This window comes from Kitasatospora sp. NPDC022785 (assembly GCF_055561295.1).
The window spans coordinates 26584-43798 of sequence record NZ_JBVHHB010000026.1; the positions used below are offsets into that span (position 1 = coordinate 26584).

Annotated in this window: 20 protein-coding genes; 7 read left to right on the top strand and 13 right to left on the bottom strand. The window is 73.3% G+C overall.

Going from position 1 to position 17215, the window contains the following annotated elements:
• Nucleotides 1–184 precede the first annotated feature (184 nt).
• Both ACZ3YO_RS31350 and ACZ3YO_RS31355 read left to right on the top strand, forming a co-directional pair.
• Complete coding sequence (locus ACZ3YO_RS31350; RefSeq protein WP_465576255.1) at nucleotides 185–1246, top strand: LLM class flavin-dependent oxidoreductase; 1062 nt, start codon at nucleotides 185–187, stop codon at nucleotides 1244–1246.
• On the top strand, nucleotides 1243–2613 hold the full coding sequence (locus ACZ3YO_RS31355) for an NtaA/DmoA family FMN-dependent monooxygenase (protein ID WP_465576087.1): 1371 nt from the start codon (nucleotides 1243–1245) through the stop codon (nucleotides 2611–2613). Before ACZ3YO_RS31350 ends, ACZ3YO_RS31355 begins: the two co-directional genes overlap by 4 nt.
• 56 nt (nucleotides 2614–2669) lie before the next feature.
• Here the strand turns inward: ACZ3YO_RS31355 and ACZ3YO_RS31360 are convergent, their stop codons facing one another.
• The 3 genes from ACZ3YO_RS31360 to ACZ3YO_RS31370 all read right to left on the bottom strand — a co-directional run bounded on the left by ACZ3YO_RS31360 (nucleotide 2670) and on the right by ACZ3YO_RS31370 (nucleotide 5358).
• Complete coding sequence (locus ACZ3YO_RS31360; RefSeq protein ID WP_465576090.1) at nucleotides 2670–4013, bottom strand: hypothetical protein; 1344 nt, start codon at nucleotides 4011–4013, stop codon at nucleotides 2670–2672.
• A 212-nt stretch (nucleotides 4014–4225) separates the two neighbouring features.
• Nucleotides 4226–4972 (bottom strand): MBL fold metallo-hydrolase, encoded by a 747-nt coding sequence (locus tag ACZ3YO_RS31365; protein ID WP_396322713.1) that lies wholly within the window; start codon nucleotides 4970–4972, stop codon nucleotides 4226–4228.
• A 194-nt stretch (nucleotides 4973–5166) separates the two neighbouring features.
• Entirely contained in the window at nucleotides 5167–5358 is a 192-nt protein-coding gene (locus ACZ3YO_RS31370; protein ID WP_465576093.1) for a MerR family transcriptional regulator, read from the bottom strand.
• A gap of 183 nt (nucleotides 5359–5541) precedes the next feature.
• Between ACZ3YO_RS31370 and ACZ3YO_RS31375 the strand changes: the two genes are divergently transcribed.
• On the top strand, nucleotides 5542–5997 hold the full coding sequence (locus ACZ3YO_RS31375) for a type II toxin-antitoxin system PemK/MazF family toxin (RefSeq protein WP_465576095.1): 456 nt from the start codon (nucleotides 5542–5544) through the stop codon (nucleotides 5995–5997).
• Between the two features lie 4 nt (nucleotides 5998–6001).
• Here ACZ3YO_RS31375 and ACZ3YO_RS31380 read toward each other — a convergent pair whose 3' ends face one another.
• The 7 genes from ACZ3YO_RS31380 to clpS form a co-directional block, all read right to left on the bottom strand.
• Nucleotides 6002–6970, bottom strand: a complete 969-nt coding sequence (locus tag ACZ3YO_RS31380) for a PLP-dependent cysteine synthase family protein (protein ID WP_465576098.1) — start codon at nucleotides 6968–6970, stop codon at nucleotides 6002–6004.
• Between the two features lie 79 nt (nucleotides 6971–7049).
• Nucleotides 7050–7328 carry a MoaD/ThiS family protein gene (locus ACZ3YO_RS31385; RefSeq protein WP_396322717.1) on the bottom strand — a complete coding sequence of 93 codons (279 nt, stop codon included), beginning with the start codon at nucleotides 7326–7328 and terminating at the stop codon, nucleotides 7050–7052.
• Nucleotides 7329–7431: 103 nt separating this feature from the next.
• Nucleotides 7432–7551, bottom strand: a complete 120-nt coding sequence (locus tag ACZ3YO_RS31390; protein ID WP_327677307.1) for a putative leader peptide — start codon at nucleotides 7549–7551, stop codon at nucleotides 7432–7434.
• 139 nt (nucleotides 7552–7690) lie between these two features.
• Nucleotides 7691–8122 carry a M67 family metallopeptidase gene (locus tag ACZ3YO_RS31395; RefSeq protein ID WP_465550164.1) on the bottom strand — a complete coding sequence of 144 codons (432 nt, stop codon included), beginning with the start codon at nucleotides 8120–8122 and terminating at the stop codon, nucleotides 7691–7693.
• Nucleotides 8123–8188: 66 nt separating this feature from the next.
• On the bottom strand, nucleotides 8189–9631 hold the full coding sequence (locus ACZ3YO_RS31400; RefSeq protein WP_465576102.1) for an amino acid permease: 1443 nt from the start codon (nucleotides 9629–9631) through the stop codon (nucleotides 8189–8191).
• Nucleotides 9632–9818: 187 nt separating this feature from the next.
• Nucleotides 9819–10394 carry a DUF2017 domain-containing protein gene (locus ACZ3YO_RS31405; RefSeq protein WP_465576104.1) on the bottom strand — a complete coding sequence of 192 codons (576 nt, stop codon included), beginning with the start codon at nucleotides 10392–10394 and terminating at the stop codon, nucleotides 9819–9821.
• A 59-nt stretch (nucleotides 10395–10453) separates the two neighbouring features.
• Nucleotides 10454–10747 carry an ATP-dependent Clp protease adapter ClpS gene (gene clpS / locus ACZ3YO_RS31410; RefSeq protein ID WP_148644646.1) on the bottom strand — a complete coding sequence of 98 codons (294 nt, stop codon included), beginning with the start codon at nucleotides 10745–10747 and terminating at the stop codon, nucleotides 10454–10456.
• Between the two features lie 154 nt (nucleotides 10748–10901).
• On the opposite strand from clpS, the gene ACZ3YO_RS31415 reads away from it, so the two are divergent.
• Nucleotides 10902–12218: a nicotinate phosphoribosyltransferase gene (locus ACZ3YO_RS31415; protein WP_465576107.1), complete on the top strand. Its 1317-nt coding sequence runs from the start codon at nucleotides 10902–10904 to the stop codon at nucleotides 12216–12218.
• A 154-nt stretch (nucleotides 12219–12372) separates the two neighbouring features.
• Nucleotides 12373–12963, top strand: coding sequence for an isochorismatase family protein (locus ACZ3YO_RS31420; protein WP_465576110.1), 591 nt, complete (start codon nucleotides 12373–12375; stop codon nucleotides 12961–12963).
• A 6-nt stretch (nucleotides 12964–12969) separates the two neighbouring features.
• On the opposite strand, the gene ACZ3YO_RS31425 is transcribed toward ACZ3YO_RS31420, so the two are convergent.
• A complete protein-coding gene (locus tag ACZ3YO_RS31425; protein ID WP_465576113.1) occupies nucleotides 12970–14022 on the bottom strand; it encodes a hypothetical protein in 1053 nt (350 codons plus the stop codon).
• 255 nt (nucleotides 14023–14277) lie between these two features.
• Here ACZ3YO_RS31425 and ACZ3YO_RS31430 point away from each other — a divergent pair, with 255 nt between their 5' ends.
• Together ACZ3YO_RS31430 and ACZ3YO_RS31435 are read left to right on the top strand one after the other, a co-directional pair.
• Nucleotides 14278–14832 carry a hypothetical protein gene (locus ACZ3YO_RS31430; RefSeq protein ID WP_465576116.1) on the top strand — a complete coding sequence of 185 codons (555 nt, stop codon included), beginning with the start codon at nucleotides 14278–14280 and terminating at the stop codon, nucleotides 14830–14832.
• 668 nt (nucleotides 14833–15500) lie between these two features.
• Nucleotides 15501–15944 (top strand): RNA polymerase sigma factor, encoded by a 444-nt coding sequence (locus ACZ3YO_RS31435; protein WP_465550149.1) that lies wholly within the window; start codon nucleotides 15501–15503, stop codon nucleotides 15942–15944.
• Between the two features lie 54 nt (nucleotides 15945–15998).
• Here ACZ3YO_RS31435 and ACZ3YO_RS31440 read toward each other — a convergent pair whose 3' ends face one another.
• A complete protein-coding gene (locus ACZ3YO_RS31440; RefSeq protein WP_465576120.1) occupies nucleotides 15999–16568 on the bottom strand; it encodes a DinB family protein in 570 nt (189 codons plus the stop codon).
• Nucleotides 16569–16726: 158 nt separating this feature from the next.
• Entirely contained in the window at nucleotides 16727–17140 is a 414-nt protein-coding gene (locus ACZ3YO_RS31445) for a winged helix-turn-helix transcriptional regulator (RefSeq protein WP_465576123.1), read from the bottom strand.
• Nucleotides 17141–17215 lie beyond the last annotated feature (75 nt).

Here is a 17215-nt window from a genome sequence, read left to right on the forward strand (position 1 = left end):
CGCGTGTGGTCGGCGGCGTGTTGCGCCTGACCTGACCGTTCCCCCGCCGCCGCCCGGCTGACGCCCCGCCGCGCCCCGGCCGCGCTTCCCGTCGCACGTGACCGCCCGCCGCCCGGGCCGCCGCCGCGTGCCCGCCCGCACCGCGCTCGCACCGCTCCCGTACGAGGAAAGTCAAGGCCTCGCCATGCCCCGCCAGTTGCACCTGTCCGCAGCCCTCGACAGCCCCGGCCGCTTCGACGCCGGGCACTTCGCCGCTCTCGCCCGCCTCGCCGAGCGGGCCGCACTGGACTTCGTCACCCTGGACGACTCCTACACCCCCGAGCCGCAGCGGCTCGACGCACTCGCCACCTTCGCCCGGCTCGCCCCGCGGACGCGCGGGCTCGGCCTGGTCCCGACCGTCACCACCACGCACACCGAGCCGTTCCACACCTCGATCGCCGTCAACACCCTGGACTGGGTGAGCGAGGGCCGGGCCGGCTGGCTGGTCGGGGTGTCCGACACCGAGGCGGAGGCCAGGGCCTTCGGCCGCAAGGACGTCGCCCCGGCCGACGTGCTCTGGGCCGAGGCCGCCGACGCCGCCGAGGTCGCCGCGCGACTCTGGGACAGCTGGGAGGACGACGCGGAGATCCGCGACACCGCCACCGGCCGGTTCATCGACCGCGACAAGCTGCACTACGTCGACTTCGAGGGCCCGCACTTCTCCGTCCGCGGACCGTCCATCACCCCGCGCCCGCCGCAGGGCCGGCCGGTGGTCGCGGTGTCCGTCTCCGCGGCGGACCTCGCCCCGGACGCCTCCCCCGGCGGGCGTGCCCGGGTGGCGACGGCGATCCGCCACGCCGATGTCGTCCTGCTCGACGCCCCCGACCGGGCGACCCGGCTGACCGCCGCCACCGGACTGCGGCTGCGCTCGGGCGAGAGCCTGCGGATCCTCGCCCGGCTCGACGCCGCTCTCCCCGACGGGAGGGCCGTCGCCGCGCTGACCACCGAGCTCGCCGAGGGGAGCGGCGGCGTCGACGGCTTCCACCTGGTGCCCGCCGACCCGGCCCGCGACCTGGCCGCCCTCGCCGACCTCGTCGTCCCGGCGCTGCGCGGGCACGGGCTGTTCCGCGCCGGCTACACCGGCCGCACCCTGCGCGACCACCTCGGTCTGGCCCGCCCGGCCGGCCGCTACGCCCCCGCCGCCGAAGCGCCTGCCGCGCCGGCCGCCGCCACCGCTCTGACCAGCGCCTCCGAGGTGACCCGATGACGGACCGACCGCTCAAGCAGATCCACCTCGCCGCGCACTTCCCGGGCGTCAACAACACCACCGTGTGGACGGACCCGGCCTCGCGGAGCCAGATCGAGTTCGCCTCCTTCCGCCATCTCGCGGAGACCGCCGAGCGCGGGAAGTTCGACTTCCTCTTCCTCGCCGAGGGCCTGCGGCTACGCGAGGTGAAGGGCCGGATCCACGACCTGGACGTGGTCGGCCGGCCCGAGTCGATCACCGTCCTGGCCGCCCTGGCCGCCGTCACCACCCACCTCGGCCTGGCCGCGACCGTCAACGCCACCTTCAACGAACCGTACGAGCTGGCCCGGCGGTTCGCCTCGCTGGACCACCTCTCCGGCGGCCGGGCGGCCTGGAACGTGGTCACCTCCTCGGACGCCTTCACCGGCGAGAACTTCCGCCGCGGCGGCTACCTCGACCGCGCCGACCGGTACACCCGCGCCGCCGAATTCGTCCGGCTGGCCCGGGAGTTCTGGGACGCCGGAGGCGAGACCGTCCGGCACCGGGGCCCGCAGTTCGACGTCGAGGGCCGGCTCTCGCTGCCCCGCCCGCCGCAGGGGCACCCGGTGGTCATCCAGGCCGGGGACTCCGACGAGGGGCGGGAGTTCGCCGCCGCCGCGGCCGACATCATCTTCAGCCGGCACTCCACCCCGGCCGCCGGCCGGGCCTTCCACGCCGACGTGAAGCGGCGGCTGGCCGCGTACGGGCGCAAGCCGGACGAGCTGAAGATCATGCCCGGCGTCACCTACGTGCTGGGCGACACCGACGCGGACGCCGCCGAGCGGGCAGGCGAGATCCGCCGGGCCCAGGTCGGGCCGCAGACCACCATCGCCTACCTGGAGCAGGTCTGGGGCATCGACCTCTCCGACCACGACCCGGACGGCCCGCTGCCCACCGTCGACCCGGTGGTGGACAGCGCCCTCGTCCAGGGCCGGACCAGGATCGGCGACCCGCTGGAGACCGCCGCCGAGTGGCGTGCGGTGGCGGCCGCGAAGAAGCTCAGCAGCCGCGAGCTGGTGATCGAGGTGACCGGCCGGCAGTCCTTCATCGGCAGCGCCGGGACGATCGCCGCCCAGCTCGACGAGCACGTCCAGAGCGACGCGGCGGACGGCTTCATCCTCGTCCCGCACCTCACCCCGGGAGGGCTGGACGACTTCGTGGACCAGGTGGTGCCGCTGCTCCAGGAGCGCGGAGTGTTCCGCACCGAGTACACCGGGACGACACTGCGCGACCACCTGGGCCTGCCGGTGCCCGGGCGGCGCCGAGGCGTACCGGCAGGAGGCCCGCCACGGACGCCGGGCTGCGATCCGGCGCGGGGAACCCGCATTGGCCGACCCCGGTGGGCCTGAACGGGTCGCCCCCTCCGTCCGGGGCCGGGCGGAGGGGGCGAGGGGGTACCGGGGTGTCAGGCGGAGCGGCGGCGGAGCAGCACGAACGTGGCGGCGCCGGCACCGAGCAGCAGCGCGGAGGCGCCCGCGAACAGGCCGGTGTGGTCGCCGTCGGTGCCCGTGCTGGCCAGCCGCTCGGCCGGCTCGGGCGCAGCGGCCACGTTTCCGGACGAGACGGGGGCGGCGGCCGGGGCACTCGGCGCGACCGCGGCGGCCGACGAGGCGGCGGCACTCGGCGCGACCGCGGCGGCCGGGGCGGCCGGGGCGGCGGCGATGTCGGCGGCCGGCTTCGGCGCGGAGGCGGGTGCGGTGCTCTTCGGCTTCGGCTTGGCCGGGGCGGCGGGGCCGGTGCCGCCCGCCTTCGCGCCGGTGTCCTGGGTGACCTGGACGGTCGCGCTGTCCGAGCACTCCGTGGTGCCGAGGAAGGGCCGGTCGAGCGGCTCGTTGACGAAGACGCAGGGCTGCAGCCGGGTCGGGCCGGTCGGCGTGCCGGCGGGGTAGCTCACCCGGACCCGCTTGGACTCCGTGCTGTTGGGCGCGGCCGAGGAGTCGAGGCCGTCCAGGTAGAAGCCGACCTGCCCCGGGTCCGCCGCCCCGCGGGGCGCCGGGCGCAGCGCCGTCCAGCGGCCGTCGGTGCCGCGCACCTCGAGCTTGGCGTCCTTGTCGGTGAAGAGCACGTTGCCGAGGTTCACGTAGGCCGACGGGGTCGGGTTGCGCAGCACCGCGTCGAACTCGATGGGCGCGCCGCCGGCGACGGCCGTGTGCGGGACCCCGGTGATGGCGTTGGAGACCGCGCCGACCTTGATCTGGTGGGTGTCCGAGAGCGGCGGCTCGACCGGGTGGTCCAGCCACCAGCCCTTGACGCTGGTGCGGAAGCTGACGGCCGGGCCGACGCCGCCGTTGCCGGCGCCGTCGTGGGGCTTGCCCATGGGCGCGCCGAGGCGCAGGCGGACGTCGGTTCCGCCCGGCGGGACGACGATCTTGCCCGCGACGCCCGAGAAGACGATCTTGTCTCCTTCGGTGCGGGACTCCAGCGCGATGTTCTCCCAGTCGCCGAGGGAGTTGACGAACCCGAGGCTGAGTGCGTCCCGCGGCGCCCCGAGGGAGGTCTCGACCGAGAGTTCCAGCGCGACGGCGAAGCCCTGGTCCCCCGCGTTGCCGATGGTCTCGGTGAACTCCACCGGCGCGCCGGCGGCGCCGATCACGACCGGGGCGTGGACGGCGAGGCTGAGCGGCCCCGCTTGGGCGAACGCCGGCGTGGCGGTCACCGTGGCGCCGGCGACCAGCCCGGCGGTGACGACGACGGCCGGTACGACGCCGCGGATTCGGCGCAGGGCACGGTTGAGCTGCTTCTGACGCATGGCTGTTCCCCCCGGAACCTGCCCGGCCGGCGCGGACGCCTCCGGGCAGCACGACGTGGACGTACTGGTGACATGGGTGGTTGCCGGCCTGACAGGCCCGGCCGTTACGAGCGGCTTCTCCGCCGCTCGCTTGGATAGACGTCCGGGGGGACGGGAGGTTGCAGGTGGTTCCGAAGATGTTTTCGTGGCCGCGCGAACCGCCGCCGACCCGCTCAGATCTCGTACACCGCGCCGGCCCGGGCGATCTCGACGGGGCCGGTGAAGGCGGCGGCGGCGTCGCGGCGGTTGTGCTCGGCGTCGGTCCACGGCGGGATGTGGGTGAGGACGAGCCGGCGGGCGCGGGCGGCGGTGGCGTGCTCGCCGGCTTCGCGGCCGTTGAGGTGGACGGCCCGGTAGGTGTCGCGGCCGTCGATGTAGGCGGCTTCGCAGAGGAAGAGGTCGGTGTCGCGGGCGAGCTCGACGAGTTCGGCGCTCTCGCCGGTGTCGCCGGAGTAGACGAGGCTGCGGCCTTCGTGTCCGACCCGGAAGGCGAAGGCGTCGACGGGGTGGTTGACCTGGGCGACCTCGATCCGGAACGGGCCGAGGTCGAAGGTGCCGGGGGTGAGGGTGCGGAAGTCGAAGACCTCCTTCATCCCGGGGTTCTCCGGCATGTCGTAGGCGCGGGCGAGCCTCTCGGCGGTGCCGGCCGGGCCGTAGACGGGCATCGGGTCGGGACAGCCCTCGGCGCGGTAGTTGCGGGCGACCCAGTAGGCGCAGAGGTCGACGCAGTGGTCGGCGTGCAGGTGGCTGAGCAGGACGGCGTCGACCTCGTACAGGTCGACGTACTTCTGCAGGGCGCCGAGTGCGCCGTTGCCGAGGTCGAGCACGACGCGGTAGCCGTCGGCCTCCACGAGGTAGCTGGAGCACGGCGAGTCGGCGGACGGGAAGCTCCCCGAGCACCCCACCACGGTCAGTTTCATCCGAGCCCCTCCGCCCCGACACGTCCTGGCTGCCGCTGGTCATGACAGTGCGGGGCCGGTGAACCGGCCGGCAGCGCTGCCCTCGCGTGTGTCGAGGGTAAGGGCGGAGGGGCACTTTGCCCCCGTCTCCGTGCCGCGCTGTGGCTGGAATCACCAGAACGCCGGGGCGGCGGTTCGACGGGGGCCGGGGCGGTTCAGCGGTGGCCCGGGCGCCGACGGGCCCAGGCCTTGATCGAGTCGGGGTACCAGCGGGGGTGGCCGCTGCCGTCGATGACGTCCGGGTCGGGGAGCAGGCCGTGCCGGCGGTAGTTGCGGACGGTCTCCGGCTGGACGTTGATGTGGCGGGCGATCTCGGCGTACGACCACAGGTCGGTGCTGCGGCTCACGGGGGCCTCCGGGATGCGTGGGGGCGTGCGTGGTCAGCTTTTCCGGCGCTCGGGCGCGGCTTTACCGCAGATCGGACTCTGTGGTCATTCCGTGACGAACCGGGAGCAGGGTACGGATAAATGCTCAACCGTCACAGTGGCCACGGTGGTGGGAGGGGGCGCGGTCCCGGTACGGTTCGCCGCATGACTGGCATCTGGGTGGTCCTGGCCGTGGCGGGCGTCGCGGTCCTGGCGTTGGTCGTGTCGGCCCTGCTCCGCCGGGCGCGCGGGGCACCGTCCCGTCCGGCCCCGCGCCCGCGTGAGCGGGCGTCGCGCGGGCAGGCCCCGGCACCGCAGGAGATCTGGTGGGCGCAGGTGCCGTTCGAGGACGGTCCGGGGACGAAGGACCGCCCCTGCCTGGTGCTGCGGGTGAACGGCCGCACCGCGACCGTCGCGAAGATCACCAGCAAGCACCACGCCGACCGCCCGGGGGTGCTGCCGCTGCCGCCGGGCTCGGTGGGCGACCGCCAGGGCCGGACCAGCTGGCTGGAGACGGACGAGCTGCGCGAGGTGGCGCTCGCCGACTTCCGCCGCCGGGCCGGCGTGGTGGACCGGCAGATCTGGGCCCGCGCGCAGCGGGCGATGTCGGCCGGTCAGTGAGGCGTCAGGCCCAGAGCTGGCCCTGGAGCGCCTCGACCGCGGCCTCGGTGGACTCGGCGGTGTAGATGCCGGTGGACAGGTACTTCCAGCCGCCGTCGGCGACGACGAAGACGATGTCGGCGCGCTGCCCGGCCGCGGCGGCCTTGCGGCCGGCGCCGAGCGCGGCGTGCAGGATGGCGCCGGTGGAGACGCCGGCGAAGATGCCCTCCTGCTGGAGGAGTTCGCGGGTGCGGCGGACGGCGTCGGCGGAGCCGACCGAGAAGCGGGTGGTGAGCACCTCGGCGTCGTACAGCTCGGGGACGAAGCCCTCGTCGAGGTTGCGCAGGCCGTAGACCAGGTCGTCGTAGCGCGGCTCGGCGGCGACGATCTGCACGCCGGGGACCTTCTCGCGCAGGAAGCGGCCGACGCCCATCAGGGTGCCGGTGGTGCCGAGGCCGGCGACGAAGTGGGTGACGCCGGGCAGGTCGGCCAGGATCTCGGGGCCGGTGGTGGCGTAGTGGGCGCCGGCGTTGTCCGGGTTGCCGTACTGGTAGAGCATGACCCAGTCGGGGTGCTCGGCGGCGATCTCCTTGGCGATCCGCACCGCGGTGTTGGAGCCGCCGGCGGCCGGGGAGGCGATGATCTCGGCGCCCCACATGCGCAGCAGTTCGCGGCGTTCCTCGCTGGTGTTCTCGGGCATCACGCAGACCATCCGGTAGCCCTTGAGCTTGGCCGCCATGGCGAGCGAGATGCCGGTGTTGCCGCTGGTGGGCTCCAGGATGGTGCAGCCGGGGGTGAGCAGTCCGGAGGCCTCGGCGCGCTCGATCATGTGCAGTGCCGGGCGGTCCTTGATGGAGCCGGTGGGGTTGCGGTCCTCCAGCTTGGCCCAGAGGGTGACCCGGCCGTCGGTGTTGCCGGGGACGCCGGCGGAGAGTCGTGGCAGGCGGACCAGCGGGGTGTTGCCGACGGCTTCGAGCGGGCTGTCGTAACGCAAGGGGGGCCTCCGGCAACGGCGGTGAGGGTCGGGAGCGGCGGCTCTCCCGCCTGCGCGGGGCGGGCGGGAGAGCGGGCGGTCAGCGGGCGCCGCCGGCCACGGCGGGCAGGATGGTGACGCTGTCGCCGTCGGCGAGGGCGGTGGAGATGCCCGCCAGGAAGCGGACGTCCTCGTCGTTGAGGTAGACGTTGACGAAGCGGCGCAGCTCGCCGCCCTCCAGCAGACGGGCGGCGATGCCCGGGTGGCGGGCGTCGAGGTCCTGGAAGAGTTCCCCGAGGTTGCTGCCGGTGCCCTCGACGGCCTTGGCGCCGTCGGTGTAGGTGCGGAGGATGGTCGGGATGCGGACCTCGATGGCCATGGGTGCGCTCCTGTGCGAGTCGTGAGGTGGGTGGGCCGCAGCGGGCGCGGCAGGGCGGGGTGGGCCCGGGGCGCAGGGCGTGCGGCGGGCCTGGGCGGGCGGCTCAGCGAGAGCGCGCGGGCGTGCCGGGACAGATCGCACTGGCGAGCCGGCACAGGTCGACGTGCAGGCGCGCCACGAGGCGGGTGCCCGGGGCCTGGGTGCTCACATCGACGGAACGCATGGGCTCATCGTATAGATTCCCGGCCTGGCTTAGACATGCCCGTCTCGCAATCCGGATGTTTCTGTTTCAGTTGTTGAGATGGCACCGGCCCGCCGACCACGCGTGGGCAGTCGGCGGGCCGCGCCCAGGTGGGTGCTGGTCAGGGCTGGTAGGCCTCGACGACCTGGACGTCTTCCTCTGTGATCTCGCCGTCCACGATGCGGAACGAGCGGAACTGGAACGGGTCGTCCGGGCCGTTGCCGTCGGCGGTGGAGACCAGGACGTAGTGGGCGAACGGCTCGGAGGCGTAGCTCACGTCGGTGCGCGAGGGGTAGGCCTCGGTCGCGGTGTGCGAGTGGTAGACGATCACGGGCTCCTCGTCCCGGTCGTCCATCTCGCGGTAGAGCTTGAGCAGGTCGCCCGAGTCGAACTCGTAGAAGGTGGGCGAGCGGGCGGCGTTGAGCATCGGGATGAACCGCTCCGGCCGTCCGGTGCCGGCCGGGCCTGCCACCACGCCACAGGCCTCGTCCGGATGGTCGGCGCGGGCGTGGGCGACGATCGCGTCGCGCAGTTCTCGGGTGATGGTCAGCATGCGGTCAGGATAGCCACGCCCCGGCGGCTGCCCGCCGGGGCGTCCACGGCGTGGTCCGCCGGGCCGTCAGCCGCCGTTGCGGGCGTGCAGGTGGTCGTGGGCGACGGCGTGGACGGCGGCCGGGCTGCGGCGCTTGAGCACCTGGTAGCCGATCACCAGCACGACGGCCCAGGCGGGGAAGACGTACAGCGAGATGCGGTTGTCCTTGTCCAGGGCGATCAGGACGACGACCAGGACGAGGAAGGCGAGCGCGGCCCAGCTGCTCCAGAGGCCGCCGGGCGCCTTGAAGCTCGGCGGCGGGAGGTGGCCGCCCTTCCAGGACTTGCGGTAGCGGATCTGGCAGATCAGGATCATCGCCCAGGTCCAGAGGCCGCAGACGGTGGCGACCGAGGTGATGTACTCGAACGCCTTGGCGGGGACGAGGTAGTTGAGGACGACGCCGGCGCCCATCAGCAGCGAGGAGAGGGTGATCGCGGCGGCGGGGGTACGGCGGGAGTTGAGCTTGGTGAGCTGCCCGGGGGCCTGGCCGCGCAGGGCGAGGTCGCGCAGCATCCGGCCGGTGGAGTACATGCCGGAGTTGCAGGAGGAGAGCGCGGCGGTGAGCACCACGAAGTTGATGATTCCGGCCGCGGCGGGGATGCCGATCTTGCCGAAGGCGGCGACGAACGGGCTGACGCCGGGCTGGAATTCGGTCCACGGGACGAGCGAGAGGATGATCACCAGGGCGCCGATGTAGAACAGCATGATGCGCCACGGCAGGGTGTTGATGGCGCGCGGCAGGGTCTTCTGCGGGTTCTCGCTCTCGCCGGCGGTGACGCCGACCAGTTCCACGCCGAGGTAGGCGAACATGACGATCTGCAGCGTCATCACGGTGGCGCCGATCCCCTTGGGGAAGAAGCCGCCGTCCTTCCAGAGGTTGGTGATCGACGCGGTGTCACCGGCGTCGCTGAAGCCGAGGGTGAGCACGCCGATGCCGATCAGGATCATGCCGATGATGGCGGTGACCTTGACCATGGAGAACCAGAACTCGATCTCGCCGAAGAGCTTCACCGAGATCAGGTTGGCCGCGTAGAGGATGACCAGGAACGTCAGCGCGCTGAGCCACTGCGGGATGCCGGGTGCCCAGAACTTCACGTAGACGGCGGCCGCGGTGGTTTCCGCCATGCCCGTGACCACCCAGAACAGCCAGTACGTCCAGCCCGTCACATAGCCGGCGAAGGGGCCGACGAACTCCCGGGCGTACTCGGCGAAGCTGCCGGACACCGGGCGGTAGGTGAGCAGTTCACCGAGCGCGCGCATGATCACGAAGATCGCCACGCCGGCCACCGCGTACGACAGGATCAGGCTCGGGCCGGACTTGGAGATCGCGGTGCCGGCGCCGAGGAAGAGGCCGGTACCGATGGCGCCGCCGATCGCGATCATCTGGATCTGGCGGCTGCCGAGCCCCCGCTCGTAGCCCTCCTCGTCCGGTTTGGTGTCGACCACTTCGTCGTAGAGCTTCTCGGTCATGGCACACCGTCCTGGATGGGTCTCGTGGGGTGGAGAAGTCGTACCACGCAGACTCCGGATAGCGGTGTCCATCTGAGCGATATTTGAGCATGGAGTGGTATGGTTTCGCCCGTTTTGAACGGGAAAGCCCCGACCCCTTGTCCAGCATGCGGACGTGGGGTCGGGGCTGCCCGGAACCGGGCGGGATTCAGTCCGAGACCGCCTCCAGCAGCGACTCCTGGAGGGCCCCCAGCCACAGGTACGCCATCACCAGCGGCTTGCGCTCGTCGGTGTCCGGCAGGTCGTACAGACCCTGCTCGTCCTCCTCGGTGATCTCCAGTCGCACGCCCAGGGTCAGCCGCAGGTCGTTGAGCGCGCCCAGCCAGCGCGGGCAGTCGCCGGCGGGCAGCTTGAGCACCCCGCCCTCGCCGCCGAGACCGTCCAGCGCCCGGACCACCTGCAGCGCGTCCTCGCGCTTGCGGGCGCGCAGGTCCAGCTCCGTGTAGCGGCGGAACTCGCCGGAGGCCGCCTTGCCCTCGGCGTCCTGGGGCTTCTCCGGATCCCGGTAGGCGTCCGGGAAGAGCCGGGCCAGCGCCGGGTCGGAGGGTGCCTCGCTCGGCCCCTCGGCGAACAGCGCGGCGAGCGGATCCCCGCCCTCACCACCCGGGCCGGGGCCGATCAGCTCCAGCATCTGCACTTCCAGGGATCGCAGGATCGAGGCCTCGACCTCGTCCAGCACGATCGCCGCACTCCCGCCGCCGCCACTCTCGAACAACCCAGCCATCTGTATCGGTCAGCCCGTCTTCGTCGTCTTCGGTGATACCCCGGGGCGCGGCCCGCGGCTCAGTCGTGCTGGAGCGTGGCCCAGAGGCCGTAGCCGTGCATCGCCTGCACGTCGCGCTCCATCTCCTCACGGGACCCGCTGGAGACCACCGCCCGACCCTTGGTGTGCACCTCCATCATCAGCTTCCGGGCCTTGTCCTTCGGGTAGCCGAAGTAGGCCTGGAAGACGTACTGGACGTAGCTCATCAGGTTGACCGGGTCGTTGTGCACGATGGTCACCCAGGGGGTGTCCGGCTCAGCCACCGGTAGGCCTTCGACCTCCGGGCGCTCGATCTCTGCGGGCGCGACACTCACCGCCGGGTCCTCCTCGCCGTTCCTCCGGATACCTGCACCTTCAGCCCCCATGCTGCCATCCGGGGGACCACCGGGCGATTCCGCCCCATGGCTGCGCGAACGCCCCCCACGAGAAATCGTCAATCTGACGCTAAGTGGTAGTAGCATCATCCTCATGGACGCCACTTCAGTGCGCGCGGCCGGTTCGACCGCGCTCCTCACCGACCGCTACGAGCTCACCATGCTGCAGGCCGCCCTGCAGAGCGGGGCCGCGCACCGCCGCTCCGTCTTCGAGGTGTTCACCCGCCGCCTGCCCGGCGGCCGCCGCTACGGCGTCATGGCCGGCACCGGCCGGGTGCTGGACGCCGTCGAGAACTTCCGCTTCACCGCCGTGCAGCTCGACTGGCTGGCCGCACAGGACGTCGTCGACACCGACACCCTGCGCTTCCTGGCCGACTACCGGTTCACCGGCGACATCCACGGCTACCCGGAGGGCGAGGTCTACTTCCCCGGGTCGCCGCTGCTGACCGTCGAGGGCACCTTCGCCGAGGCGGTGATCCTGGAGACGGTGATCCTGTCGGTCCTCAACCACGACTCGGCGATCGCCGCCGCCGCCTCCCGGATGACCGCCGCGGCCGGCGGGCGCCCGGTGATCGAGATGGGCGCCCGGCGCGCCCACGAGCAGGCCGCCGTCTCGGCCGCCCGGGCCGCGTACGTGGCCGGCTTCTCCGCCACCTCGGACCTGGAGGCCGGGTTCACCTACGGCATCCCGACCACCGGCACCGCCGCGCACGCCTTCACACTGGTGCACGACAGCGAGCGGGACGCGTTCCGGGCGCAGATCGCCTCGATGGGCAAGGGCACCACGCTGCTGGTCGACACCTTCGACCTGCGCGAGGCGGTCCGCACGGCCGTCGAGGTGGCCGGCCCCGAGCTGGGCGCGGTCCGGATCGACTCCGGTGACCTCACCCTGCTGGCGCACCGGGTCCGCCGCCAGTTGGACGAGCTCGGCGCCCACAAGACGAGGATCATCGTCACCTCGGACCTCGACGAGTACGCGATCGCCGCGCTGGCCGCCGCCCCGGTGGACGGCTACGGCGTCGGCACCAGCCTGGTCACCGGCAGCGGCCACCCGACCTGCGCGATGGTCTACAAGCTGGTCGCCCGGGCCGAGTCCGAGGACGGGCCGCTGGTCGCGGTCGCCAAGCGCGCCGCCGGCGGCAAGACCAGCATCGGCGGCCGCAAGTGGGCGGCCCGGCGGCCCGACGCGGACGGCGTGGCCGAGGCCGAGGTGGTCGGCACCGGGCCGGTCCCGGCCGAGCTGGAGCCGCACCTGATGCAGGTGCCGCTGGTGCTGGCCGGCGAGGTGGTCGGCCGGGAGCCGCTGAGCGCCGCGCGCGAGCGGCACGTCCGGGCCCGGGCGGGGCTGCCGCTGTCGGCCACCCAACTGTCCAAGGGCGACCCGGTGCTGGCGACCGAACTGCTCCTGTGACACCGCTCCGCGGCCACCGCGCCCCCGGGGGCCCGGACCCGGGTACTCCCCGGGCCTTCCGCCCCCGGGTGCCACTGCCTACAGTCGACCGTAGAGTTCCCACCGGAAGCGCACAGAACCAGCGCACCACCCCCCACAACCGAGGATGCGAGCCATGCACCGGGCACTGATCGTCGTCGACGTGCAGAACGACTTCTGCGAGGGCGGCAGTCTGGCCGTCGCCGGCGGGGCCGAGGTCGCCGCCTCGATCACCGACCTGATCGCCGAGGCCCGCCCCGGGTACCAGCACGTCCTCGCCACCCGCGACAACCACATCGACCCGGGCGACCACTTCTCGGACCACCCGGACTACGTCAACAGCTGGCCGGTGCACTGCGTGGCGGGCACCGAGGGGGTGGGCTTCCACCCCAACTTCGCGCCGTCGGTCACCTCCGGCGCCATCGAGGCCGTCTTCGACAAGGGCGCCTACGCCGCGGCGTACAGCGGCTTCGAGGGGCTGGACGAGAACAACCGCGGGCCGATCGACTGGCTGCGCGAGCGTCAGGTCACCGAGGTGGACGTGGTCGGCCTGGCCACCGACCACTGCGTCAAGGCCACCGCGCTGGACGCGGCCCGGGCGGGCTTCACCACCCGCGTCCTGCTGGACCTGACGGCGGGTGTGGCGCCGGACACCACCGCCGCCGCGCTGGAGGAGCTGCGGGCGGCCGGGGTCGAACTGGTCGGCACCCCGACGGTGCGCGGCTGAGCCCGGTCAGCCCGCACCCACCAGCAGTTCCACCACGTCGGTACCACCCTTCCGGAAGGCCTCGCGCAGTTCGGCGCCGACCGCGTCCGGCTCGGCGGCCAGCCTGACACCAGAGAGGTAGACCACCCGGATCCCCAGGTACTCCATCCGGTGCTGGCCGCCGCGCACCCAGGCGGCCTCCCCCTCGCTGACGCAGCGCAGCTCCGAGTCGACCTCGACCGCCACGCCCGCCTGCGGCCAGTAGAGATCCGGCACGGCGATGTAGGTGCCGCCGCGCATCCGCAGCTCCGGGCCGGCCAGCGGGGCGGGCAGCAGCCACTCGTCGGCGAGCTCACCGAGCCGCGCCAGCACGGCGTCCCGCTCCTCGGAGAGCAGCTCGTCCAGCGCGGCCCGCACCCGCAGGTCGGACGCGAGCCCGGACTCGGTCAGCTCGGCGACCAGCTCCCTCGCGGTGCAGCGGGCCTCGGGCCACCCCACCCGGGAGCCGGGCCGGCCCACGGCCTCCCGCAGCACCTCGCGGACCGGCAGCGCGGCGCCCCCGCCGAAATCCGGCGCCGCGCCCTCGGCCGTCCACTCCCGCAGCGCGTCCGCCACCGCCCGGGCGACCGGCGCACAGGCCAGGCCGTGCACCGAGCGGGCCACCAACTCCCGTTCGGTGCGCCGGATCCGCACCTCCCCGGCGTCCTTGAGCCGACGCTGACGGGGCACCAGGACATCCACCCCCGTGACGGCCGGCAGCCGGGGCACCGCGGCGAAGCCGTACAGCGCCAGTGCGGCGGTGCCGGTGATCACCGCACCCTCGCGGCGGCCCTCCTCACGGCCGTTCTGCGCCGCGTACAGCAGCGCGGCCCACATCCGCTGCTCCGGGGTCGGCTCGCCGGACTGCAGCAGGTAGACCCGGGGTAGCAGGCGCTGCCACGGGCCGCCGCGGCGGCAGTGCCCGCTGACGACCCGGGCCGGCACGCCCCGGGCGCGCAGCTGGCTGGCGGTGATGACGTTCTGCTGACGCTTCGCCAGTTCCTCCAGGGAAGGCGGCGGCGAGGGAATCCGGTAGCTCATGCCGACACCATCCCCAACAGCCCGGACCGGCCATCGGCCGCCTGACGCACTGTTACCCAACCGTCGTGAAACCGGGACCAGCCTGCACTAAAGTCCCCATACCCTCACCCATTCGGAGTAATGGGAGGTCACGGGATTGCCGGTACCGGCCGAAGCCGATCAACCACCAGCGCTTCTGACCGTGAGTGACCAAGGGCATACGCCGAAGCGCCGCCGGGCGTCACTCCAGCTCCCTGGATTGCCTACCCTTAGTTCATGTCACGTGACGAGACCGCCGGCCTCCGCGCGGCCCAGCTCCGCCTCGGCCGCCTGCCCGGATACGTCCGCCGGCCGGACCCGGCCCGCCGCAGCGGCGAACAGGGCCATACGTACAAGAAGGGCTGGGAGGTCCGCTTCACGGCCCGCAGCGAGGCCGAGATAGCCGAGATCCGCGACCTCGTGGTCGCCGCCGGATTCGCCCCGGCCAGACCCTTCTTCAAGGGCCACCAGCTGATCCAGCCGGTCTACGGGATGGCCGCCGTCCAGGCCTACCTGACCGCGAGACAGGCGGCCGAGGAACAGGCCGCCCGCGCGACCGGGGGCCGGGGGCCGAGCGGAACCGACGGGGCCGACGAGGCCGACGGGGCTGACGAGGCCTTCCGGCGGCGCGAGGAGGGCGCGGCGGAGAGTGCGGCGGCGGCAGCCACCGCGGCGGCAGCGGCGGCCGGACCGGCGCGGCGGAGGGCCGTCGATTCGTTCCCCGCCCAGCTCGGGCGGAGCACCGCGGCGGACGACCGGCTCTCTCCTTCGGAGGCCCGGCAACCGGGCTGAGGAAGCGTCATGTCGGTTTCCCCTGCGGCTCCTTGCCGTTGCCGTCCGCTCCATTACCGGGCCGTCCGGCGACGGCGGGCGCGGCGGGCGCGAACGGGGGCCGGACGGCGGGTGCCGCATGGCGGGTGCCGAATGGGGGCCGGACGGCGGGCGTGAGCGAGGCCGGACGGCGGGCGTCGGACGGCCCGCCTCCGCCGCCCCGGAACCGCCCGTTCGCCACCCCGGACGGCAGCCCCACCCGCCCCGGCGCGCCGCCGCCCGGGGGAGCGCACCACCCACCCGCGCACCCGCCTCCGCGCCCGGTCCCACCCTCCGCGCGCGCGACAGGTGGCGCGGGCGCGGCTTCACGCCTCGGGTGTGGACGCGAGCCACCGGACCGCCTACGGTGGCCCATCAACCGCTCCACCACTCCTTGCCGACCACCCTGGCTGACCGGCCATGACGCTCTCACTCTCGCGACCCTGGCAGCGCTGCGCACCACCCCCACCACCGGCCCCGCGCCACCCCGCCGCCCGTCGACCTGCACCCGGCCACCGCCGGAACCGGCCGAGCGGCGGCACGTTCCGGGCATTCAATCCGATTGGTCACCCAGAGCACTGAGCGCCTACCGTAGAGTGAGCACAGATGATCGACCGTCAGAAGCCCATCTCACTTGCCGAGAAGCCGAGATGACCAACCGTCATGACAGCACCGCCGAGCCTCCCCCGGCGCCCGGCGATCCGTCCGTCGTACCGCTGGAGTTCGCGGCGTTCTGCGAGCTGCACCGGCCGCGTTACCTCAGCTACGCCCGGGTCTGGCTGCCGGACCACGCCGAGGCGATCGGCGCAGTGCAGCAGGCCTTCGCCGAAATCGCCGTCCAGTGGCGCGAGTTGCTGGGCAGCTCCAATCCGACCGCGCACGCCTGGCAGATCCTGCGCGGCACGGTCAACGAGCACACCCTGCGGGCCGACCCGCCGGCCCGGCCCAGCCACCCCGCCGACGACGACCTGGCGATCCTGCACTACATCGTCGGCCTCGCCGCCCCCGAGATCGCCGACGTCATCGGCACCGACACCGCCAGCGTGGCCGGCCGACTCCGCCGCACCATGCTCCGCGAGGCCTCCGGCTGGTGATCCCGGCCGGGCGCCCGCGCCCAACTCCCCCGCGTCGCCCGCCGATCGGCAGGATCAGACCCGCTCGCCCGTCACGTCGTACAGGTGGTGGACCGGGTCGTGGACCAGGTAGTGGGAGAACGACTCCACCGTGAAGCGCGCACCGTCGCTGCGGTTGCCGGTGCGGTGCCACTGGTCGCCGGACACCTGCTCGAACGCGTCCGCGAGGACCCGCGCGGCCTCGGCCAGGTCCGCCGCGACCTCCTCCGGCTGCGCCTCCCAGTAGCGCTCGGCGGCGGCCGTCTCGTCCTGGTCCCAGTTCGGGAAGTCCGGGTTCTCCTGGTCGAGCATGAGGTTCAACCGGAGGTGGAACAGCCGGAAGACGTCCCGCACATGGCACGCGTACTCGAGGTCCGACCAGATCTCCGGGCGGGGACGGAGGCGCAGCGCCTCCTCGTCCCCGGCCAGCACGGCCACCCAGGCATCGGCGTTGTCCCGGATCAGCCCGGGGACGGCCTCGCGGGACACGGCCGCCGACTCCAGGCCGCAGTCCGGGCAGGGGCGCTCCAGGACCCACGTCCAGTCCTTGGTGTCCGGGACGATGCTGTCGGCGGGGGTGGCGGGGGCGTTCTCGGGAGTGGTCATATGCCCAGGATGGCCGCCCCGGCACCGGGCCCACCAGCGGTCATAGCGCCAGCGGCCGCCGAAATGCTGCCAGGCTCAGCCGGCCCGCCCGACGCCGCACGCGTCCTGCTCTTCCTGCCTGCCCTGCTCGTCCCGGCGTCCTGCTCGTCCCGGGCGTCCTACTCCCCCCGTTCTTCCTGCGCTTCCCGCTCGAACGCCTCGCGGGCCTCCAGCAGGGCGGCCAGGTGCTCGCGGCTCCACGCGCAGACCGCGTCCATCGGCCCCAGCAGCGACTGGCCCAGCGGCGTCAGCGAATACTCCACCCTCGGCGGATTCTCGTCGTAGTCGGTCCGGGTCACCACCCCGTCGTGCTCCATCGCGCGCAACGTCTCGGCCAGCACCTTCGCCGTGATGCCCACCAGCGGCACCCGCAACTCGGAGAAGCGTCGCGGGCCGCCCTCCAGACAGCGCATCAGCTTCCAGGTCCACTTCCTGCCACCCAGCACCGGCATCGACTGCACCGGGCAGTCCGGGTCGAAGAAGTCCACCGACAGGGGCGCGGGCGCCAGGGAGTCGAGCACGGTCTGCGACATGGCACCGACGGTAGCGGACCCGGAATCCGTGCAGGCCCCCGCCGGTACCGTTGAAGTAACCGGCACCCCCCGGTC